The 19,934-nt window shown below is 62.1% G+C and carries 22 protein-coding genes; 16 read left to right on the forward strand and 6 right to left on the reverse strand.

Annotated elements, in window-relative coordinates; genetic code table 11:
• The first annotated feature begins 201 nt into the window (after positions 1-201).
• Both P0D84_RS04570 and P0D84_RS04575 read left to right on the forward strand, forming a co-directional pair.
• On the forward strand, positions 202-1,125 hold the full coding sequence (locus P0D84_RS04570; RefSeq protein ID WP_408332827.1) for a histone deacetylase family protein: 924 nt from the start codon (positions 202-204) through the stop codon (positions 1,123-1,125).
• Positions 1,126-1,204: 79 nt separating this feature from the next.
• Positions 1,205-2,008: an enoyl-CoA hydratase gene (locus P0D84_RS04575; protein WP_408332829.1), complete on the forward strand. Its 804-nt coding sequence runs from the start codon at positions 1,205-1,207 to the stop codon at positions 2,006-2,008.
• A gap of 153 nt (positions 2,009-2,161) precedes the next feature.
• On the opposite strand, the gene P0D84_RS04580 is transcribed toward P0D84_RS04575, so the two are convergent.
• Positions 2,162-3,088, reverse strand: a complete 927-nt coding sequence (locus tag P0D84_RS04580) for an alpha/beta hydrolase (protein WP_408332830.1) — start codon at positions 3,086-3,088, stop codon at positions 2,162-2,164.
• Between the two features lie 251 nt (positions 3,089-3,339).
• Between P0D84_RS04580 and P0D84_RS04585 the strand changes: the two genes are divergently transcribed.
• The 6 genes from P0D84_RS04585 (at position 3,340) to P0D84_RS04610 (ending at position 9,717) form a co-directional block, all read left to right on the forward strand.
• The gene (locus P0D84_RS04585) at positions 3,340-4,374 is read left to right on the forward strand and encodes a methionine ABC transporter ATP-binding protein (RefSeq protein ID WP_408332832.1); all 1,035 of its coding nucleotides are present in this window, start codon (positions 3,340-3,342) and stop codon (positions 4,372-4,374) included.
• Positions 4,364-5,017, forward strand: a complete 654-nt coding sequence (locus tag P0D84_RS04590) for a methionine ABC transporter permease (RefSeq protein ID WP_054037200.1) — start codon at positions 4,364-4,366, stop codon at positions 5,015-5,017. Before P0D84_RS04585 ends, P0D84_RS04590 begins: the two co-directional genes overlap by 11 nt.
• A 47-nt stretch (positions 5,018-5,064) precedes the next feature.
• Positions 5,065-5,865: a MetQ/NlpA family ABC transporter substrate-binding protein gene (locus P0D84_RS04595; protein ID WP_408332834.1), complete on the forward strand. Its 801-nt coding sequence runs from the start codon at positions 5,065-5,067 to the stop codon at positions 5,863-5,865.
• Between the two features lie 250 nt (positions 5,866-6,115).
• Positions 6,116-6,865, forward strand: a complete 750-nt coding sequence (locus P0D84_RS04600; RefSeq protein WP_408332836.1) for an electron transfer flavoprotein subunit beta/FixA family protein — start codon at positions 6,116-6,118, stop codon at positions 6,863-6,865.
• Positions 6,866-6,887: 22 nt separating this feature from the next.
• On the forward strand, positions 6,888-7,823 hold the full coding sequence (locus P0D84_RS04605; RefSeq protein WP_408332838.1) for an electron transfer flavoprotein subunit alpha/FixB family protein: 936 nt from the start codon (positions 6,888-6,890) through the stop codon (positions 7,821-7,823).
• Between the two features lie 103 nt (positions 7,824-7,926).
• A complete protein-coding gene (locus P0D84_RS04610; RefSeq protein ID WP_408332840.1) occupies positions 7,927-9,717 on the forward strand; it encodes an acyl-CoA dehydrogenase in 1,791 nt (596 codons plus the stop codon).
• A gap of 141 nt (positions 9,718-9,858) precedes the next feature.
• Here P0D84_RS04610 and P0D84_RS04615 read toward each other — a convergent pair whose 3' ends face one another.
• Positions 9,859-11,145: a D-amino acid dehydrogenase gene (locus P0D84_RS04615; protein WP_408332843.1), complete on the reverse strand. Its 1,287-nt coding sequence runs from the start codon at positions 11,143-11,145 to the stop codon at positions 9,859-9,861.
• Between the two features lie 168 nt (positions 11,146-11,313).
• Between P0D84_RS04615 and P0D84_RS04620 the strand changes: the two genes are divergently transcribed.
• Together P0D84_RS04620 and P0D84_RS04625 are read left to right on the forward strand one after the other, a co-directional pair.
• Positions 11,314-11,802 (forward strand): Lrp/AsnC ligand binding domain-containing protein, encoded by a 489-nt coding sequence (locus P0D84_RS04620; RefSeq protein WP_408332846.1) that lies wholly within the window; start codon positions 11,314-11,316, stop codon positions 11,800-11,802.
• A gap of 99 nt (positions 11,803-11,901) precedes the next feature.
• A complete protein-coding gene (locus P0D84_RS04625) occupies positions 11,902-13,047 on the forward strand; it encodes a PA0069 family radical SAM protein (RefSeq protein ID WP_408332849.1) in 1,146 nt (381 codons plus the stop codon).
• A gap of 16 nt (positions 13,048-13,063) precedes the next feature.
• Here the strand turns inward: P0D84_RS04625 and P0D84_RS04630 are convergent, their stop codons facing one another.
• Complete coding sequence (locus tag P0D84_RS04630) at positions 13,064-13,531, reverse strand: NINE protein (protein ID WP_408332852.1); 468 nt, start codon at positions 13,529-13,531, stop codon at positions 13,064-13,066.
• A gap of 114 nt (positions 13,532-13,645) precedes the next feature.
• Positions 13,646-14,848, reverse strand: a complete 1,203-nt coding sequence (locus P0D84_RS04635) for a PQQ-dependent sugar dehydrogenase (protein ID WP_408332855.1) — start codon at positions 14,846-14,848, stop codon at positions 13,646-13,648.
• 172 nt (positions 14,849-15,020) lie between these two features.
• On the opposite strand from P0D84_RS04635, the gene rpsP reads away from it, so the two are divergent.
• The 6 genes from rpsP to P0D84_RS04665 all read left to right on the forward strand — a co-directional run bounded on the left by rpsP (position 15,021) and on the right by P0D84_RS04665 (position 19,346).
• Positions 15,021-15,275 (forward strand): 30S ribosomal protein S16, encoded by a 255-nt coding sequence (gene rpsP / locus P0D84_RS04640; protein ID WP_006050280.1) that lies wholly within the window; start codon positions 15,021-15,023, stop codon positions 15,273-15,275.
• 129 nt (positions 15,276-15,404) lie between these two features.
• Positions 15,405-16,139, forward strand: coding sequence for a ribosome maturation factor RimM (gene rimM / locus P0D84_RS04645; protein ID WP_408332858.1), 735 nt, complete (start codon positions 15,405-15,407; stop codon positions 16,137-16,139).
• A 24-nt stretch (positions 16,140-16,163) separates the two neighbouring features.
• Positions 16,164-16,931: a tRNA (guanosine(37)-N1)-methyltransferase TrmD gene (gene trmD / locus P0D84_RS04650; protein ID WP_408332861.1), complete on the forward strand. Its 768-nt coding sequence runs from the start codon at positions 16,164-16,166 to the stop codon at positions 16,929-16,931.
• Between the two features lie 155 nt (positions 16,932-17,086).
• Complete coding sequence (rplS, locus tag P0D84_RS04655) at positions 17,087-17,476, forward strand: 50S ribosomal protein L19 (protein ID WP_012433948.1); 390 nt, start codon at positions 17,087-17,089, stop codon at positions 17,474-17,476.
• 92 nt (positions 17,477-17,568) lie between these two features.
• Positions 17,569-18,285, forward strand: coding sequence for a CoA pyrophosphatase (locus P0D84_RS04660; RefSeq protein ID WP_408332864.1), 717 nt, complete (start codon positions 17,569-17,571; stop codon positions 18,283-18,285).
• Positions 18,286-18,407: 122 nt separating this feature from the next.
• Positions 18,408-19,346, forward strand: a complete 939-nt coding sequence (locus tag P0D84_RS04665; RefSeq protein WP_179733528.1) for a CobD/CbiB family protein — start codon at positions 18,408-18,410, stop codon at positions 19,344-19,346.
• Between the two features lie 118 nt (positions 19,347-19,464).
• Here the strand turns inward: P0D84_RS04665 and P0D84_RS04670 are convergent, their stop codons facing one another.
• Positions 19,465-19,596: a hypothetical protein gene (locus tag P0D84_RS04670; protein ID WP_408332866.1), complete on the reverse strand. Its 132-nt coding sequence runs from the start codon at positions 19,594-19,596 to the stop codon at positions 19,465-19,467.
• Complete coding sequence (locus P0D84_RS04675; protein ID WP_408332869.1) at positions 19,593-19,913, reverse strand: putative signal transducing protein; 321 nt, start codon at positions 19,911-19,913, stop codon at positions 19,593-19,595. Before P0D84_RS04675 ends, P0D84_RS04670 begins: the two co-directional genes overlap by 4 nt.
• Positions 19,914-19,934: the final 21 nt, after the last annotated feature.

Raw genomic sequence — 19,934 nt, forward strand, 5'->3', positions numbered from 1 at the left:
TAGTGAGCTGGGGGCGCAGTGCGAAAGAGACAGGGAAAAACGGTTCGGGGCAGTATACCCGACGCTTTCTGCAAAACTGTGCGCAGCGCGTCACAGTCGCATCGTGTGGTAACTTGGCAAATGTTGGCGCGCCCCGTGAGCGCGCCCTTGGACGGAGACACGTGGCGCGCGCCTCGAAGGTGCGCACCGCGCAAGAGGATCATGGCAACAGCCTTTTATTCCCACGCCGACTGTTTGCTGCACGATATGGGGCAATGGCATCCCGAATGCCCGGCGCGCCTGCAGGCAATCGAAGATCAATTGATCGCGAGCCGCATCGACTCGCTGATCGAGCGCGAGTCGCCGCCGCTCGCCGATGACGCCGCGCTGCTGCGTGTGCATACGCAAGCCCACGTCGATTACATCCGCAGCCGTTCGCCCGCGGAGGGGCTCGCCGAAATCGACCCCGACACGTCGATGAACCCATACAGCTTGCAGGCCGCGTTGCGCGCGGCCGGCGCCGCGGTGGCCGCGACCGACGCCGTGATCGAAGGCCGCTACGACAACGCGTTCTGCAGCGTGCGCCCGCCGGGCCACCATGCGGAGCCGGCGCGTGCAATGGGCTTCTGCTTCTTCAACAACATCGCGATCGCCGCCCGTCATGCGCTGGAAGTGCACGGCATGCAGCGCGTGGCGATCATCGACTTCGACGTCCATCACGGCAACGGCACCGAAGCGGCCTTTTCGGGCGACTCGCGTGTGCTGATGTGCAGCATCTTCCAGCATCCGTTCTATCCGTTCACCGGCGCAGACAATCAGGCGCCGAACATGTGCAACGTGCCGATGCCGGCGCGCTCGAAAGGCATGGCGGTGCGCGAGGCGGTCGACCTGTTGTGGTTGCCGCGCCTGCACGATTTCAAGCCCGAGATGATCTTCATTTCGGCCGGCTTCGATGCGCATCGCGAGGACGATCTCGGCAACATGGGCCTCGTCGAAGACGACTACGCATGGATCACCGACCAGGTGCGCGAGATCGCGAAGCGTTATGCGGGTGGGCGGATCGTCAGCTGTCTCGAAGGCGGGTACAACTTGTCGGCGCTCGGGCGCAGCGTGGTCGCGCACGTGCGCTCGCTGGCCGGAATCTGAGCTGCCGCGCCGCAGTCACCCCAAGCTACAGGAACTGCGCGAACGTCGCGAACCGCATCCACTCAACGAGGAACGAGCCATGAATGCCGAGGTGCGCAGGGCTTCGCTGGTCGAAACCGAACACGACGCCTATGGCGTGCCGGGCGTCGTCCGCTTGACGATGAACCGGCCTGATGCCTTCAACTCACTCTCCGAAGCACTGCTGGACGAGTTGCAGGCGACGCTGACGGCGCTGGCGCAGTCGTCCAATGCGCGGGTGGTGGTGATCGCCGGCGCGGGCCGCGCGTTTTGCGCGGGACACGATCTGAAGGAGATGCGCGCGGCGCCGTCGCTGGCTTACTACCAGGCGTTGTTCGCGCGCTGCACGAAACTGATGTTGACGATCCAGCGCTTGCCGCAACCGGTGATCGCGCGGGTGCACGGCATCGCCACGGCCGCCGGCTGTCAGCTGGTCGCGATGTGCGATCTGGCCGTCGCCGCCGATACCGCGCGCTTTGCCGTCTCGGGCGTCAACCTGGGTCTTTTCTGCGCGACGCCTTCGGTGCCGCTGTCGCGCAATCTGTCGCGTAAGGCAGCGCTCGAAATGCTGCTCACTGGCGATTTCATCGACGCCGTGCAAGCGAAACACCAAGGCCTCGTGAATCGCGTGGTTCCGGCCGACGCGCTCGACGCCGAGCTCGCGCGGCTCGCGAAAAGCATCTGCGCGAAACCCGTCGAAGCGGTGAGCGCCGGCAAGGGCCTGTTCTACCGGCAGTTGGAAATGGGCATCGAAGCGGCGTATCAGCTGGCCGGCCAGACCATGGCCTGCAACATGATGGACGAATCGGCGCTCGAAGGCGTGCAGGCCTTCATCGACAAACGCCCGCCCGACTGGAAGCGCTAGCGCCGGGTTGAGCCGTTCTTGCCGGGAGGCGCCCCAGCGCTCATTCATCCGGACGCCTGAGCTTCTAAATGCCTCCCGATGCTGAACCTGGGGGGCATCCGCGCATCGACTTACTCAAGCGGTTTGCCTATGTCGAAACGAGCCGTCCAGGCCTTAAGCTCCGGGCAGCCGTTTCACGATCCAGTCGATCAGCGCGCCGATCACCCGATCCCGGTCGAGATCGTTCATCGTCTCGTGATAGCTGCCTTCGTGCAGGGTGAGCGTCTTGTCCGGCGAACCGGCATGCGCGCCGAAATCGCGGCTGCCTTCGGGTTCGGTGAGCTTGTCGGCGGTGCCGTGATACACCAGCAGCGGCACACGAAGTCCGGCACGGCCGCGCTCGATGCGAGCCATCGCCAGCAATAACTCCGCGCCCGTGCGCGCCGGAATCGCGCCGTGATGAACCAGCGGATCGTTGCGATTAGCGTTCACCACGGGCTGAAGACGCGACAGCAAGCCGGCGTCGATTTTCATCGCCGGGAAGGTCGGCCAGATGCGGCTGATTATCTGGCTCACCTTGAGCATCCAGCGCGGCACATCGCGGCCCGGCGCGAGCGCGGGGCTCGACAGGATCAGGCCGCTCAGCCGACGCCCGCTCGCCTCGAGCCGCTCGATTGCATAAAGCGCCGCGACCGCGCCACCCATGCTGTGGCTCATCAGAAACATCGGTGCGCAACTGATCGCGGCTTCATCGAGCAAGGCCTGGGCATCGAGCAGATAGTCGTCGAAGCGGTTGACCCACACGCGTTTACCCGGCGCATGCCCATGTCCGCGCAAATCGATCGCGACCAGTTCAATGCCGACCGGGTTCAGCCGGGCCGCCAGCGCCGCGTAACGCCCGGCGTGCTCAGCGAGCCCGTGCACCAGCGCGACCGTGGCGCGCAGTTGAGTGGTTGCGGGCCACCGATACAACGGCAGTTCGATGCCGTCGCTCGTCGTGACCGTCGCGCGCAGCGCGGCGCCACCTTTCGGGGCGTCCGCAGGGGCGTCCGCAGGGGTGGCCGCAGCGGGACGCACATTGCCGGGTCGAGTCGTTTCCATAGCTGCTGTTTGTCCTGAACGGGTCCTGATTCTGGTTCGCCCGATCATAGTCGTAGCGGACGCGCACGCGCGAGTCTCGCGCGCAGGGCAGGCCTCTAATGCTCTGTGGTTATGAAAAGATCGTAATTGATTATTAAAGGGAATGACGACGCTGCGGTAGAATTGCGGGCTCAAATCCAAACAAAAGCCACGGCGGCCGCTTGTCAGGAGCGCACAACGCTCGTTGGCAAACTCCGCCGTTTCGTTTTTCCATGATCGAAATACGCAATATCTCTCAGCGGTTCGCCGGGCCCCGGGGCTGGGTCGAGGCGCTGCACAACGTCAATCTGTCGATTCCGGCGGGCGAAGTGTTCGGCATTATCGGCCGCAGCGGCGCGGGCAAGAGTACGCTCGTGCGTACCATCAACCTGCTGACGCGACCGAGCGAGGGCAACATCGTTGTCAACGGCCTCGATCTGACGACGCTGCCCGCCGCGCAATTGCGCGAGGCGCGTCGCGAAATCGGCATGATCTTCCAGCACTTCAACCTGCTGTCGTCGCGTACGGTGTACGAGAACGTGGCGTTGCCGCTCGAACTCGCCGGGATGAAGCGCGACGAGATCGAGGCGAATGTGTTGCCGCTGCTCGAACTGGTGGGCCTGTCGGCGCAGAAGGATCGTTATCCGGCGCAGATCAGCGGCGGACAGAAGCAGCGCGTCGGCATCGCACGTGCGCTGGCGAGCAAGCCGAAAGTGTTGCTGTCCGACGAAGCGACTTCCGCGCTCGATCCCGAAACCACCCGCTCGATCCTCGATCTCCTCAAGCGCATCAATCGCGAACTGAACCTGACGATCGTGCTGATCACACACCAGATGGGCGTGATCAAGCAGGTCTGCGACCGCGTCGCGGTGCTGGATGCCGGCCGTGTGGTGGAAGAGGGCAAGGTCATCGACGTGTTCCTGCAACCGCATCATGAAGTGACGCGCGCGCTGATTGGCGACGTGATCGCGCAGGAACTGCCGCCCGCCATGAAGGCACGTGTGGCTGAGCGTCTGAAGACCGGCAGCGGCCACTTGCTGCGCCTGGCGTTCACCGGTTCGGGTGTCGATCAGCCGATCCTGTCGGAAACGATTCGCCGCTACGAACTCGACTTCAACATCCTGCACGGCCAGATCGACGAGATCCAGGGGCAGGCGTTCGGCTCGCTCGCGGTGCTCGCGGGCGGCGAACCGGCGAAGGTGGCGCAGGCGCTGACGTATCTGCGCGAACAGGGTGTGGTGGTGGAGGAGCTGTCGTATGTTGAGTGAAATGTTCGATATGTTCGTCCAGTCGTTCTGGGAAACGCTCGTGATGGTGGGCATTTCCGGGCTGGTCGGCGCGGCGGTCGGTCTGCCGCTCGGCGTGCTGCTATATCTGACGGACCGTCAGGGCGTGCTGCAGAACATCGCCGTGAATCGTGTGATGGGCGTGATCGTCAATGCCGTGCGCTCGACGCCGTTCATCATCTTGCTGGTTGCGGTGATTCCGTTCACGCGTCTCGTGGTGGGTTCGTCGATCGGCACGGCTGCGGCCGTGGTGCCGTTGACGATTGCCGCGGCGCCGTTCATCGCGCGTCTGGTTGAGACAGCTTTGCGCGAAGTCGATCGTGGTCTGATCGAAGCCGCGCAGGCGATGGGCGCGACTACCAGCCAGATCGTCTTCAAGGTGCTGTTGCCGGAATCGCTGCCGGGCGTGGTCGCCGGCTTGACGATTACCTTCGTGTCGCTGGTCGGCTACTCGGCGATGGCCGGTGCGATCGGCGGTGGCGGACTCGGCGACCTGGGCATTCGTTACGGGTATCAGCGTTTTTTGCCGGAAGTGATGGTGACGGTCGTGGTGATCCTGATCGTCTTCGTCCAACTGGTGCAGTCGTTCGGGGATTGGCTCGTGCGTCGTTTGAGCCATAAATAAACAAGGGTCATCGGAACCCGCCAGGCAGAATCGAAAAAAGGTCCATCATGCAACGTCGTTTCATTCTCAAGCTGGCCGCCACGCTCGGCGCCGCGTCGCTATTCGCTGCCGCCACGGCGGCTCACGCTGAAGACTCGATCAAGGTCGGCGTCACCGGCGGCCCGCACGCGCAGATCATGGAGGTCGTGAAGACCGTCGCCGCGAAGAACGGTCTGAACATCAAGATTGTCGAGTTTTCGGATTACGTGCAGCCGAACGCGGCGCTCGCCGGCGGCGACCTGGACGCGAACAGCTACCAGCATGACCCGTACTTGCAGGCCCAGGTGAAGGACCGCGGCTACAAGCTGATCCGTGTCGCCGATACGGTCACGTACCCGATGGGCATCTACTCGAAGAAAGTGAAGACGCTCGCTGAATTGCAGCCGGGCGCGAAGATCGCGGTGCCGAACGATCCGACCAATGGCGGCCGGGCACTCCTGTTGCTGCAAAAGCAGGGTCTGCTGAAGCTGCGCGCCGATGCGGGTCTGAAGGCAACGCCGCTCGACATCGTCGACAACCCGAAGAAGCTCAAGATCGTCGAACTCGACGCCGCGCAAATTCCGCGTTCGTTAAACGACGTGGACGCGGCCGCGATCAACACCAACTTCGCGATGGAAGCAGGTCTGAAGCCCAAGCAGGACGCTATCGCGATCGAAGACCCGAAGGGTCCGTACGTGAACATCATCGCCATCCGCGAAGCCGACAAGAACAAGCCGTGGGTGGCGAAGCTGGTCGCGGCGTATCATTCGCCGGAAGTGAAGCAGTTTGTCGAAAGCAAGTTCGGCGGGTCGGTGATCACCGCCTGGTGATTTGACGGCCGTTTTTCGACCGTTTCACATAGCAATACACGACGGCAATGCAAAATTAGAGTCGTAGGTCTTAACCCGGGGTTGTCTCCCGGGTTTTTTCGAGATTAAAATAGAACGATCGTTCGATATTGCCGTCACGCCGCTGGGGAGCGATATCCTCCTGCTAGAGCACCCGCGACACGGCTGCCACGAAAGTGCAGTCGTTATAATGTTCGTTGGGTTGACGTATTCGTAACTTTGGAGCGTGTGCATGAAAATCCTGGTGCCAGTCAAGAGAGTGGTCGACTACAACGTGAAAGTCCGGGTCAAGTCGGACGGCACGGGCGTCGACATCGCGAACGTGAAGATGTCGATGAATCCGTTCGACGAAATCGCGGTTGAAGAAGCCGTGCGTCTGCGTGAAGCCGGCGTGGCGACCGAAGTGATCGCCGTGTCGGCCGGCGTGACGCAATCGCAGGAAACGCTGCGCACGGCGCTGGCGATCGGTGCGGACCGCGCGATCCTGATCGAGTCTTCTGAAGAGTTGCAGCCGCTGGCGGTCGCCAAGCTGCTCAAGGCGCTGGTCGACAAGGAACAGCCTTCGCTCGTCATTCTCGGCAAGCAGGCAATCGACGACGATTCGAATCAGACCGGCCAGATGCTGGCCGCGCTGGCTAACCTGCCGCAAGCCACGTTTGCGTCGAAAGTTGTCGTCGCTGACGGCAAGGCAACTGTGTCGCGCGAAGTCGACGGCGGCGCTGAAACGCTGTCTTTAAAGCTGCCCGCGGTCGTCACCACCGACCTGCGCCTGAACGAGCCGCGCTATGTGACGCTGCCGAACATCATGAAGGCGAAGAAAAAGCCGCTCGAAGTCATCAAGCCGGAAGACCTCGGTGTCGACGTCACGCCGCGCCTGAAGACGCTGAAAGTCGTCGAGCCGCCCAAGCGCTCCGCCGGTGTGAAGGTGCCGGATGTGAAGACGCTGGTCGAGAAGCTGAAGACCGAAGCCAAGGTGCTTTAAGTAGAACGTGGAGACGGACGAAATGACGAATCTGGTAATAGCAGAACACGATAACGCGTCGATCAAGGCCGCGACGCTGAACACGATCGCAGCGGCGCAGAAGATTGGTGGCGATATTCACGTGCTGGTCGCGGGTCACAACGCGCAGGCTGCGGCTGACGCGGCAGCGAAAATCGCAGGCGTTTCCAAAGTATTGCTGGCCGACGCACCGCAACTCGAAGCAGGCCTCGCGGAAAACGTCGAAGCGACGGTGCTGAACATCGCGAAGGACTACACGCACATCCTCGCGCCGGCGACTGCCTACGGCAAGAACATCGCACCGCGTATCGCAGCGAAGCTGGACGTCGCGCAGATCAGCGACATCACCGCAGTGGATGCGGCTGATACGTTCGAGCGCCCGATCTACGCGGGTAACGCGATTGCGACGGTTCAATCGGCTGATCCGATCAAGGTCATCACGGTCCGCTCGACCGGTTTTGACCCGGTCGCGGCGGAAGGCGGCAGCGCAACGGTTGAGAAGATCGAAGCGGCAGCCGATACGGGCCTCTCGCAGTTCGTGAGCCGTGAAGTGACGAAGCTGGACCGTCCGGAACTGACGTCGGCGAAGATCATCGTCTCGGGTGGCCGCGGCCTGGGTAACGGCGAGAACTACACGAAGGTGCTCGAGCCGCTGGCCGACAAGCTGAACGCAGCGCTCGGCGCATCGCGTGCAGCGGTCGACGCGGGCTTCGTGCCGAACGACTATCAGGTCGGCCAGACGGGCAAGATCGTCGCGCCGCAACTGTACGTGGCCGTCGGCATCTCGGGTGCGATCCAGCATCTGGCGGGGATGAAAGACTCGAAGGTCATCGTCGCCATCAATAAGGACCCGGAAGCGCCGATCTTCAGCGTCGCCGACTATGGTCTGGTGGGCGATCTGTTCACGGTCGTGCCGGAACTCGTTAGCGAACTCGGTTAAGCGCCGCAGCGCCGGTTAAAAGGCGTCTGGCAGCATACGAAAGGGCGCGGGACCGATCAAGTCCGGCGCCCTTTTTCTATCGACAGGCAGGAGGAGAACTGAAATGAGCTATACGGCGCCCATCAAGGACATGCTGTTCGTGATGAAAGAACTGGCCGGTCTCGATGATATCGCGACACTGCCGGGCTTCGAAGACGCGAATCTCGACACGGCGCAGGCCGTGCTCGACGAGTCGGCGAAACTGTGCGGCGAAGTGTTGGCGCCGCTGAATGTCGAAGGTGATCGCAATCCGAGCAGCTGGAAGGATGGCGTGGTCACCGCAACGCCCGGTTTCAAGGACGCCTTCCGCCAGTTCGGCGAAGGCGGCTGGCAGGGCGTGCAACATCCGCTCGACTATGAAGGGCAAGGCCTGCCCAAGCTGATCGCCACAGCCTGTATCGAGATGCTGAACGCGTCGAACCTGTCGTTCGCGCTGTGCCCGCTGCTTACGGATGGCGCCATCGAGGCGCTGCTCACAGCAGGCAGCGAAGAGCAAAAGCAGACCTACGTACCCAAGCTGATTTCCGGCGAGTGGACCGGTACGATGAATCTGACCGAGCCGCAAGCCGGCTCCGATCTCGCGCTGGTACGCACGCGCGCAGAGCCGCAGGGTGACGGTTCGTTCAAGCTGTTCGGCACGAAGATTTTCATCACGTGGGGCGAGCACGACATGGCGAAGAACATCGCCCATCTCGTGCTGGCGCGCACGCCGAGCGCACCGGAAGGCGTGAAGGGCATCTCGCTCTTCATCGTGCCGAAGTTTCTCGTCAACGAAGACGGCTCGCTCGGCGAGCGCAACGACGTGCATTGCGTGTCCATTGAACACAAGCTCGGCATCAAGGCGAGCCCAACCGCGGTGCTGCAATTCGGCGACCACGGCGGCGCAATTGGCCATCTCATTGGCGAGGAAAATCGCGGCCTCGAATACATGTTCATCATGATGAACGCGGCGCGTTTCGCGGTGGGCATGCAGGGTGTCGCCGTGTCGGATCGCGCGTATCAGCGGGCCGTCGCCTACGCGAAAGACCGCGTGCAAAGCCGGCCGGTGGATGGTTCCGCGAAGCAACCGGTGGCGATCATCCAGCATCCGGACGTGCGCCGCATGCTCGCGACCATGCGCGGCCTCACCGAAGCATCACGCGCGTTGGCGTATGTCGCCGCGGCTCACTGCGATATCGCGCATCGTCATCCTGACGAAGCAAAACGCGCCGAACATCAGGCGATCTACGAATACCTCGTGCCGATCGTGAAGGGCTGGAGCACGGAGTTGTCGATCGACGTGACGAGCCTCGGCGTGCAGGTGCACGGCGGCATGGGCTTCATCGAAGAAACCGGCGCCGCGCAGTACTACCGCGACGCGCGCATTCTGCCGATCTACGAAGGTACGACCGCGATTCAGGCGAACGATCTGATCGGCCGCAAGACCGTGCGTGACGGTGGCAAGGTGGCGAAGTCGCTGCTGGCCGGTGTGGCAGAAACGATCGAGGCACTCGGCGCGCAACAAGGCGCTGCGTTCGAATCGATGAAGAAATACCTGGAGCAAGGTCACCGCTCGTTGAGCGCCGTGGTTGATTTTGTCGTGACCAGCACGAAGAGTGATCCGAACGCGGTGTTTGCTGGCAGCGTGCCGTATCTGAAGCTGGCGGGCATTGTGCTGGGCGGCTGGCAGATGGCGCGTGCGCTCATCGTGGCGGCTGAAAAGCGCGACGAAGATCCGTCGTTCTACGGCGCGAAGATCGCGACCGCGCAGTTCTATGCCGAGCATGTGCTGCCGCTGGCTTCGGCGTTGGAAGCGTCGATCGTTAGCGCGAAGGGCGGGGAGGGTGTGCTGGCGTTGTCGGAAGATCAGTTCTGATGTTGTACCTGTCTCGAGCGATGTAGCGAAAGCTCGTGCGTAAAAAACAAACGGCGCCCGGTAAGGCGCCGTTTGCTTTTGTCAGGCCGGACCGCTGTAACGGACCGGCTCAACCGCTCGCGAAGCGTAAAGCGTTAAACCTCAAGCATAAGCCGGGCGATGCGCACCGCCGGTCTCGCCGAGATAGCGATGCACCGACAGGTCATCCGCCTTGATCGCCGGCTGCTTACCTGACATCACGTCGGCTAGCAATTGACCCGAGCCGCACGACATCGTCCAACCCAGCGTGCCGTGACCTGTGTTCAGGAACAGGTTCGGTACCGGCGTGCGGCCGACGATCGGCGTGCCGTCCGGCGTCATGGGACGCAGGCCGGTCCAGAAGGTGGCCTTCGACGTATCGCCGCCGCCCGGGAACAGATCGTTCACGCAGTGTTCCAGCGTCTCGCGGCGCGCCTGACGCAACGACTTATCAAAGCCGACGATCTCCGCCATGCCGCCGACGCGAATCCGGTCGTCGAAGCGCGTGATCGCGATCTTGTAGGTCTCGTCGAGCACGGTCGAAATCGGCGCGGACGCTTTGTTGACGATCGGCGCGGTGATCGAATAGCCCTTGAGCGGGTAGACCGGAATCTTCACGAGACCGGACAGGAATTGGGTCGAGTACGAACCCAGTGCCACGACGAATGAATCCGCGCGCACCAGTTCATCGCCGCATTGCACGCCGGCGATGCGCTCGCCCGCCATGGCCAGGGCGTCGATCGGCGTGTTGTAGCGGAACTTGACGCCCAATTGCTCGGCTAGCGCGGCGAGGCGCGTGGTGAACATCTGGCAATCGCCGGTTTCGTCGCCCGGCAGGCGCAGGCCGCCCGTCAGCTTGTGAGAGACCGCCGCGAGTGCCGGTTCGGCTTGCGCGAGTTCGGCCGGCGACAACAGTTCATACGGCACGTTGGCTTCCTGCAGCACGGCGATGTCTTTCGCGGCGCCATCGAACTGCTGTTGCGTGCGGAATACCTGCAGCGTGCCGCCAGTGCGCCCTTCATATTGGATGCCGGTTTCGGCACGCAGCGCCTGCAAACAGTCGCGGCTGTATTCGGCGAGGCGGACCATGCGGCCCTTGTTCACGGCATACCGCGACGACGTGCAGTTCTGTAGCATCTGCCACATCCATTGCAACTGGAATTGCGTGCCGTCGAGGCGGATCGCGAGCGGCGCATGCTTCTGGAACATCCATTTGACGGCCTTCAGCGGTACGCCCGGCGCCGCCCACGGCGACGCGTAGCCTGGCGAGATCTGGCCGGCATTGGCAAAGCTGGTTTCGAGCGCCGGACCGGGCTCGCGATCGATCACCGTGACTTCATGACCGGCGCGCGCCAGGTAATAAGCACTCGTCACGCCGACGACGCCACTGCCCAAAACGACGACTCGCATAGCTGCTCCAGGATATCTAAAAAGAGATCTGAGGGCGGTGCGCTCGTGATTCGTTGGAATTCATTCGATTAACGAGGTGTAACGCGGATCGCCCAGTGTTAACCGCTATACTATTAACAGTCAGGTAGGTTTTGTTATTGTATTTTCAAGATTTTCAGCAAAAACACCATGCGTACACAGCGCCAACCGGTCCGGTCCCTGGACAAACTCGACCACAAGATCCTGCGGCTCCTGCAAGAGGACGGCCGGATGGCGATGAAAGACCTCGCCGAACAGGTCGGGCTGTCGGTTACGCCTTGTATCGAGCGCGTCAAGCGGATGGAGCGCGACGGCGTGATCACCGGCTATCACGCACGTGTGAACCCGGCTGAACTGGGCGCGGCGCTGCTGGTGTTCGTCGAGATCACGCTCGATCACAAAAGCGGCAACATGTTCGACCAGTTCCGCCGCGAGGTGCAGAAGATCCCCGAGGTGCTGGAGTGCCACCTCGTGTCGGGCGATTTCGACTATCTGATCAAGGCGCGCATCGGCGAAATGGCCGACTACCGCAAACTGCTGGGGGACATCCTGTTGCAGCTGCCCGGCGCGGTGCAGTCGAAGAGCTACGTGGTGATGGAAGAGATCAAGGAAACGCTGACGATTGCCGTTGGCGATTAGCTCGCGCAGAAGGTGCCTGGCTGGACTCGACAAACGGCGTAAACACTGTATATTTGTACAGGTGTTTTGCGCCGTTTCCAGTTTTTGCATGCTCCAGCCGTGACCGATCCCGACATCCACTCCGCCAACGAATTTCCGATCGCCCCGCCCGCCCCTCGCAAAGGGCGTGGTGCCGTGACGAACCTGCAAGGTCGTTACGAAGTCGACCAGCGCGAAGTGGTGGACGACGGCTGGCTTTCGTCGCCGGAAGAAGATGGCGAGCCCAAGGTCTTACGCACGCAGATTTTCGAGGAGCGGGCCAAGACCATTCTCACGCGCAACGCGTCGCCGGACATTCCGTTTAGCGTGTCGCTGAACCCTTACCGGGGCTGCGAACATGGTTGTATCTATTGCTTTGCGCGGCCAACGCATAGTTATCTGGGGTTGTCGCCGGGACTGGATTTCGAAAGCCGTATTTACGCGAAGGTCAATGCGCCGGAGTTGCTCGAGCGCGAGATGTCGAAGAAGTCCTACGTGCCGGAGCCGATTGCGCTCGGTGTTAATACGGACGCCTGGCAACCCGCTGAGCGAGATTTGCGGCTCACGCGGCGGGTGATCGAAGTGCTCAGTGAACGCGCTCAACCGTTCGCGGCGATCACCAAATCGTCGCTGATCGAACGCGATCTCGATTTGCTCGCCCCCATGGCGGCGCGCGGGCAATTCATGGCGGCAATCACTATCACCACACTGGATGCGGATATCGCGCGCACGCTTGAGCCGCGTGCGGCCACGCCGTCGCGACGCTTGCGCACGATCCGTACGCTGAGCGAGGCGGGTATTCCGGTTGGCGTCAGCATCGCGCCGGTGATTCCGTTCGTCACCGAACCGGACATGGAGCGCGTGCTGGAAGCCTGTGCCGAGGCCGGCGCGTGCAATGCGAGCTATATCGTGCTGCGCTTGCCGTGGGAAGTCGCGCCGCTTTTCAAGGATTGGCTCGCGGCGCATTTTCCCGATCGGGCCGACCGGGTGATGAGCCGCGTGCGCGATATGCGCGGCGGGAAAGACTACGACGCGTCGTTCTCTACCCGGATGAAGGGAGAAGGCTTGTGGGCAGACCTGCTGAAGCAGCGGTTCCATAAGGCGGTGCGACGCCTGGGATTGAACCGGCGTGATCGCGGCATTCTGGATATGTCGCACTTTCGTCGGGTCGAGCCGGTGCGCGCTGAACCGCCGCCGCGCAACGATCCGCAGTTGGACCTTTTTTAGCGCGGCGCGCAGAAGGTCATTGCGACAGCGCTTTGGCGGCCTGGACCTGACCTTCGAAGTAGGTCTGGAAGGAGATCGCGAGGCCCGCCATCAGGAGGAATGCGCCGATCAGCAGCGAAAAGATCACGATGAAAATGACCGTCCAGCCAGAGCGGCTTTTGCGCTGGGTTTGCGCGTTGAACTGCGCGTCCCATTTTTCGTCTGGACGCAGACCATAAGCGATCGCGGCCAGAAAGGCGGAGAGCAGCGAAACGGCGCCGAGAAAAGCGAGCACCCAGCCGAGCATCGAGGCCCGCTCGCTTGCTACCACCAGCATGACGCCCGGAATCCCGATCAGCGTGCCAAGCAGATGAGCCCAGCCGTAAATGTCGCGCGTGCCGTACAGATAGAAGCGGTGGGCGCCAAGGCTGCCGAAGAAGAACGCCAGCGCGGCGGTGATTGTCTTGGATCTGAAACGCTGAGAAGTCGATGCAAGGGTGGACATGTAGGCGAGAGCAGAGTGACAGGCGGTCGAAAGGAGCGGCGCGCCGGTGGGCACGGACCGACGCGCATTCTACGCCACGCGGCGTGGTGCCAGTCGCGGCGGCCAAGGCCACGGCTACGGCGCTGAGTAGGTGACGCGATAGACCGCGCCTGCGTAGTCGTCGCTGATCAGCAGTGAACCGTCAGGCATCGGTTGTACGTCGGCTGGCCGGCCCCACACCGTTTCGTCTGGCTGGAGCCAGCCTTCGGCAAAGACTTCCTGATGCGCGGTGCTGCCGTCCGGGTTGGTGATTACGCGCACGACCCGGTAGCCGGCCTTCTTGCTGCGATTCCACGAACCGTGTTCGGCGATAAAAATATTGTCTCGATAGGCGGCCGGAAACATCGAGCCGCTGTAAAAGCGCATGCCGAGCGCGGCCACGTGCGCACCGAGTTTGGCAACCGGCGGTGTGAAGGCGCTGCACGGATGATCTTTGCCGAATTCGGGGTCCGGCGTGTCGCCACCATGGCAATACGGAAAGCCGAAGTCCATGCCGGCGCGCGGCGCGCGGTTGAGTTTGTCGTCCGGAACGTCGTCGCCCAGCAAGTCGCGGCCGTTGTCGGTGAACCACAGGTCATGGGTTGCCGGATGCCACGCGAAGCCGACTGTGTTGCGAACGCCGCGCGCCACGACTTCATAATGGCTGCCGTCCGGGTCCATGCGACCAATCAGCCCGAAGCGATCGCGATCTTTCAGGCAGACGTTGCAGGGCGCGCCTTGCGGCACGTACAGCTTGCCGTCCGTCCCGAAAGCGATGAATTTCCAGCCGTGATGAGTCTCGGTGGGCAGTTTGTCGGTGACAGCGGCCGGCTTGGGTGGGTCGCTCAAATGGGTGTCGATCGCGTCGAAGCGTAGAATCCTCGACACTGCGGACACATACAGGGTGCCGTCGCGCCACGCTACGCCGGCCGGCGTTTCCAGCCCCGAGACGATGACATGGCGTGCCGTCACGCGCCCATTTTGCAGTTCGAGCGCATAGACGTGGCCATCGAGGCTGCCTATGTAGAGAATGCCCTTTGGCGAGAGCGCCATGGCTCGGGCAGTCGGCACCGCGTCCGACAGGACCTCGATATGAAAGCCGGGTGGCAGTTTGATGCGCCCGATCGGCAACGCGGCCAGCGCTGGCAGCGCCGCGGCAGCGAGCAACAAAGCTACGCCCGCTCGCAGAGCCTGAGCGCGGACTGTGCCCGAACGCCCAGCAGGCAGCAAAAAAGCGGCAATCCGCCGAAAGACGGTCAACGAGACGAAGAAAAACTCAGACGGCAGCAGGAGTTTCACGGGCGTTCCATCACGTAATTCGGGCGTTTTGGCGCGGTCCGGGAGCCTTGCCTGTATGGCCGGCGCAACCGGGTCTGCCAGTTTATCCCGGTAAGTGTTTGTTATGGCGTCGGTTTCCCGCTATAATCGCGTGTTTCAGTCGTTCCGAACCCCGGTTTTCAAGGATTCTAGTATGGTCATCATCCGCTTGGCTCGTGGCGGCTCCAAGAAGCGCCCGTTCTACAACATCGTCGCAACCGATTCGCGTAACCGTCGTGACGGCCGCTTCATCGAACGCGTTGGCTTCTACAACCCGGTCGCTACGAAGGGTGAATCGCTGCGTATCGCTCAAGACCGCCTGACGTACTGGCAAGGCGTTGGCGCACAACTGTCGCCGACCGTCGAGCGTCTCGTGAAAGAAGCGCAAAAGGCGCAGCCGGCTGCTTAATGGTAGCTAGCATGCGTATCGTCGTCGGTTCGGCCGGCGGCTCGCGCAGCTTGCGTGAGCAGTCCGATGCGCGAGTTTTGCTGAAGCAGACGTCGAAGTTGGCAGCGAGGTTCTCTTCGAGGTTCCGTTATGTCTGAACGTGATTCCAGCAATCCAGGTCGCGTAAAGACAAAAGCGGCAGCCCCGCGCGCGAAGACGTCTGGTCAGGCGCCGTTCGGTGCATTCGTCCGCAAGCCGGTCGAAGCAGCCGAAGGCAAGGCGAAAACCAAAGTGGCAAACGCCGCTTCCGGCGCAGCAGAAATGCGAGTGGAAACGGTGGAAAGCTGGCCGGCCGATGCGGTCGAGGTCGGTGCAATCGTCGACGCTTACGGCCTCAAAGGCTGGGTCAAGGTAGCCGCGCATGCGGATGCCGGGCACGGCGGAGACGCGTTGCTCAGCGCGAAGCGCTGGTGGTTGCTGAAAGGCCACGAGCGCAAGTCGGCGCCGTCATTGCAGGCTAAAACGCATAGCGACAGTATCGTTGCCCATCTGGGCGGCGTCGCTGACCGCGATGTGGCACTGGCGCTGCGCGGTACCCGCGTTTATATCAGCCGCAGTGAATTTCCGGCCCTCGAGGCCGACGAATTCTACTGGGTCGACCTGCTCGGCCTGGACGTGGTGAACGTTGCCGGGGTCAACCTCGGCAAGGTCGCAGACATGATCGACAACGGTGCGCACTCGGTGTTGCGTATCGAATACCCGGATACCGACAAAAGCGGTAAGCCGGTTACCGGTGAACGTTTGATCCCGTTCGTCGGCGTCTTTGTCAAAACGGTGGATCAGGCGGCGAAGCAGATCATCGTCGACTGGGAAGCCGATTATTAAATAACTCGCTGACTGGAGAGAGCGATGCAGTTCGATGTCGTGACGCTCTTTCCTGACATGTTTCGTGCGCTGACCGACTGGGGTATCACCAGCCGTGCGGCGAAGCAGGAGCGCTACGGGTTGCGCACGTGGAATCCACGCGATTTCACAACGGACAATTACCGCACAATCGACGATCGCCCCTACGGCGGCGGCCCCGGCATGGTCATGCTGGCCAAGCCCCTGGAAGACGCGATCGGCGCGGCGAAGGCGGCGCAGGCGGAGCAGGGTATCGGCGCGTCGCGCGTCGTGATGATGTCACCGCAAGGTGCTACGCTGAATCACGAACGTGTCATGCAGTTCGCGGCCGAACCCGGTCTGATCCTGTTGTGCGGGCGCTATGAAGCGATCGATCAGCGTTTGCTCGATCGTGTCGTCGACGAAGAAATCAGTCTTGGCGACTTCGTGCTGTCCGGCGGCGAATTGCCGGCCATGGCGCTAATGGATGCCGTGGTGCGCCAGTTGCCCGGCGTGCTGAACGACTCGCAATCGGCGGTGCAGGACAGCTTCGTCGACGTGTTGCTGGATTGTCCGCATTACACGCGTCCGGAGGAATACAACGGCGTGCGTGTGCCTGATGTGCTGCTTGGCGGTCATCATGCGGAGATCGTTGCATGGCGCCGGCGTGAGGCCTTGCGCAATACGTTGAGCAAGCGGCCCGATCTGATCGTGAAGGCCAGAAAGAACAAGATGTTGAGCCGTGCCGACGAGGCATGGCTTACGAGTCTCGCGAAGGAAGAGTCGAAGGCGTAAAGCCTCGATCTTTCGAGCGGACATAGGCGGCGCCGCACATGCGTGTACGGCGCCAGATGTGAACCCATCCTCTATCGGGGCCGTAGCCGCGCGCACTAGGCAAACCCTACGCAAGGCAGGTACGAACGTCGACAAGATGGACTTAGGAGTCAGTGATGAATCTGATTGCAATACTCGAGCAGGAAGAAATCGGCCGCGCCCTCGGTGAGAAGACCATCCCCGAATTCGCTCCCGGCGATACGGTGATCGTCAGCGTGAACGTGGTTGAAGGTACGCGTAAGCGTGTTCAGGCTTACGAAGGCGTCGTGATCGCCAAGCGTAACCGTGGTCTGAATTCGTCGTTCATCGTCCGCAAGATTTCGTCGGGCGAAGGCGTCGAGCGTACGTTCCAGACGTACTCGCCGCTGCTGGCAAGCATCGTCGTGAAGCGTCGTGGCGACGTGCGTCGTGCCAAGCTGTACTACCTGCGTGACCGTTCGGGCAAGTCGGCTCGGATCAAGGAAAAGCTGGTCGCGAAGAAAGACCGCGCTGCTCCGGAAGCGTAAAAGCTGTAAGAAAAAGCACCCCCCGCGGGTGCTTTTTTGTTTGCCAGGTCAAAATAGCGGCATGTCCTTATCCGCTCATTCTGAGAGACCCGTTGATCCGCCCCGTCTTTGAGCCCGAAACCCTGCCCGTCGAAGCGACCGGCGCCGATCTACCTCCCGTGGCCGCAGGGCGTCTGACGCCCGATGGTCTGCGTGGGCGTTTCGAGCAGCGCCTAAGCTGGACGCCAGAACCGATTGTCGAAGCACCTTGGCGTGACACGCACGTCGACCCGCGCGTTGCCGCGGTGCTGGTGCCACTGGTGGTGCGTGAGCAAGGCCTTACCGTGCTGCTGACCCAACGTGCCGACCATCTGAACGACCACGCCGGCCAGGTGAGCTTTCCCGGCGGGCGCCATGAACCGTTCGACGCGGACGCGACTGCCACGGCATTGCGCGAGGCGCAGGAAGAAGTCGGTCTCGATCCGTCGCGCGTTGAAATTCTCGGTGCGCTGCCCGACTATCTGACAGGCACCGGTTTTCGCGTGACACCTGTGATCGGTCTTGTGCATCCGCCATTCACGTTGAAAGCCGACGCACTCGAAGTCGCCGAAGTTTTCGAAGTGCCGCTCGCTTTTCTGATGAACCCCGCGCATCACGAAGAGCGCGTGTTTCGTTACGAAGGCGGCGAGCGCCGCTTCTTCGCCATGCCCTATCCGCGAGCGGCATCGGCGCAAGCTGAAGGTCGCGGGAGCCAGCCAGGCGGCCACTATTTCATCTGGGGCGCAACGGCCGCGATGCTGCGCAACTTCTATCGTTTTTTAGCGGCGTGAGCCAGCGCGACATATCGGACTGTGCAGTTGTCGGGTGTTTGTCAACGTCTGCGCTCAGTCGCATCCGACCCTGTGCTATCGTTATAAAACAATCGTAAAACTCGAAAAGCACGGCGCACCGCATGACTTTTTTCTCCGTATTGCTGGCTCTGATTATTGAACAGGTCCGCGCGCTGTCGCTGAACAATCCGGTGGCGGCATTGCTTCAATACCATGCGGAGTCGGCGGCGCACGGGTTCGATGCCGGTAAGCCCAAGCATGGCCTGCTCGCGTGGCTGGTGGTGGTGGTGCCGTGGACGCTGGCGGTCGCGCTCGTCTACTACGTGCTCTATCACATTCACTTTGCACTGGCCTTCCTGTGGAACGTCGCGGTGCTGTACTTCACGCTCGGTTTCCGCCAGTTCAGTCACTACTTCACCGACATTCACCTCGCGTTGAACAACGACGATGTGCCGCGTGCACGTGAAATCCTGAATGAATGGACCGGACTCGACACCGTCGACATGCCGGTCAGCGAGATCGTGCGTCATACGCTGATTCATGCGGTGGTCGCCTCGCATCGGCACGTGTTCGGTGTGTTTTTCTGGTTCCTGATTCCGGTCGGGCCCGCTGGCGCAGTGCTGTATCGGATTGCCGAGTATCTGGCGCGGGCGTGGGCTCGCCCGGTCGACGATCGCACTGCGGCGTTTTCGAGCTTCGCGCAGCGCGCTTTCTTCGTGATCGACTGGGTGCCGGCGCGGCTCACGTCGCTTGGCTTTGCGATCGTCGGTAATTTCGAAGACGCGATTTATGCGTGGCGCAACCACGCGCGTCAGTGGCCGGATGCGAACGACGGCGTGTTGCTGGCCGCGGGCAGTGGGGCGCTCGGTGCGCGTCTGAGTGGGCCGCTTGCCGAGCCGTCGAGCCTCGACGCATTGGCTACCGGCGACGGCGGTCCAATGCAGGTCGGTGACGACTGCACGCCGCGCACGCTGCAATCGGCAGTGGGTCTGGTGTGGCGCGCGGTGGTGCTGTGGATGATTTTGTTGTTGATGCTGACGATTGCAGTCTGGCTCGCTTGACGCGACGCTAATGCAGTGCAGAAGAAGCCGGACAGATGTCCGGCTTTTTTTATTGCCTGCAGCGCAGCGGTTGTACCGTTGACGTTGCCTGCATCCGAAGCGCCTCATCCTTGCTCAACTAGCCCACGGCAACCACGGCAACCACGGCAACCACGGCAACCACGGCAACCACGGCAACCACGGCAACCACGCCACTCACTTCCGGCCCACCCCAGCAACTGCCCACCCACGACGCCACCAGGCACTTCACCCATCCAACGGATCACGCACTGTCCCACACTGCCAGCACACCGTGAACTGCGCTTCAAGCGTCTCGCCGCACTGGCGGCATCGCCACGAAGGCGAACCTGCGGCGGGACCCTGCGAAGCTGCATCGATCAGGCGCCGCGCCATCATTTCATCTCGCTCATCGACAAGCCACAACTCAGGCGCGCACTGATCCGCCGGAATATCCCCAAGCGCGCCGTTCAGATACCGGTTGTGCAACTCGCAAGCGATCCCCGCCGTCGCCAGCACATTGACCCAATGCTGTCCGATGATCAGATTCGGCGCGCGCATCAATTTCATCGTGAATCCATAGTTTGACAG

Source organism: Paraburkholderia sp. RL17-337-BIB-A (assembly GCF_046025895.1).
Classification (GTDB): Bacteria; Pseudomonadota; Gammaproteobacteria; order Burkholderiales; family Burkholderiaceae; genus Paraburkholderia; species Paraburkholderia fungorum_C.

What these genes read in the sequence shown, in the direction of transcription:
- P0D84_RS04570 (WP_408332827.1), top strand. Translation starts at nt 202, where the DNA reads ATGGCAACAGCCTTTTATTCCCACGCCGACTGTTTGCTGCACGATATG.
- P0D84_RS04575 (WP_408332829.1), top strand. Translation starts at nt 1,205, where the DNA reads ATGAATGCCGAGGTGCGCAGGGCTTCGCTGGTCGAAACCGAACACGAC.
- P0D84_RS04580 (WP_408332830.1), bottom strand. Translation starts at nt 3,088, where the DNA reads ATGGAAACGACTCGACCCGGCAATGTGCGTCCCGCTGCGGCCACCCCT.
- P0D84_RS04585 (WP_408332832.1), top strand. Translation starts at nt 3,340, where the DNA reads ATGATCGAAATACGCAATATCTCTCAGCGGTTCGCCGGGCCCCGGGGC.
- P0D84_RS04590 (WP_054037200.1), top strand. Translation starts at nt 4,364, where the DNA reads ATGTTGAGTGAAATGTTCGATATGTTCGTCCAGTCGTTCTGGGAAACG.
- P0D84_RS04595 (WP_408332834.1), top strand. Translation starts at nt 5,065, where the DNA reads ATGCAACGTCGTTTCATTCTCAAGCTGGCCGCCACGCTCGGCGCCGCG.
- P0D84_RS04600 (WP_408332836.1), top strand. Translation starts at nt 6,116, where the DNA reads ATGAAAATCCTGGTGCCAGTCAAGAGAGTGGTCGACTACAACGTGAAA.
- P0D84_RS04605 (WP_408332838.1), top strand. Translation starts at nt 6,888, where the DNA reads ATGACGAATCTGGTAATAGCAGAACACGATAACGCGTCGATCAAGGCC.
- P0D84_RS04610 (WP_408332840.1), top strand. Translation starts at nt 7,927, where the DNA reads ATGAGCTATACGGCGCCCATCAAGGACATGCTGTTCGTGATGAAAGAA.
- P0D84_RS04615 (WP_408332843.1), bottom strand. Translation starts at nt 11,145, where the DNA reads ATGCGAGTCGTCGTTTTGGGCAGTGGCGTCGTCGGCGTGACGAGTGCT.
- P0D84_RS04620 (WP_408332846.1), top strand. Translation starts at nt 11,314, where the DNA reads ATGCGTACACAGCGCCAACCGGTCCGGTCCCTGGACAAACTCGACCAC.
- P0D84_RS04630 (WP_408332852.1), bottom strand. Translation starts at nt 13,531, where the DNA reads ATGTCCACCCTTGCATCGACTTCTCAGCGTTTCAGATCCAAGACAATC.
- rpsP (WP_006050280.1), top strand. Translation starts at nt 15,021, where the DNA reads ATGGTCATCATCCGCTTGGCTCGTGGCGGCTCCAAGAAGCGCCCGTTC.
- rimM (WP_408332858.1), top strand. Translation starts at nt 15,405, where the DNA reads ATGTCTGAACGTGATTCCAGCAATCCAGGTCGCGTAAAGACAAAAGCG.
- trmD (WP_408332861.1), top strand. Translation starts at nt 16,164, where the DNA reads ATGCAGTTCGATGTCGTGACGCTCTTTCCTGACATGTTTCGTGCGCTG.
- rplS (WP_012433948.1), top strand. Translation starts at nt 17,087, where the DNA reads ATGAATCTGATTGCAATACTCGAGCAGGAAGAAATCGGCCGCGCCCTC.
- P0D84_RS04665 (WP_179733528.1), top strand. Translation starts at nt 18,408, where the DNA reads ATGACTTTTTTCTCCGTATTGCTGGCTCTGATTATTGAACAGGTCCGC.
- P0D84_RS04675 (WP_408332869.1), bottom strand. Translation starts at nt 19,913, where the DNA reads ATGAAATTGATGCGCGCGCCGAATCTGATCATCGGACAGCATTGGGTC.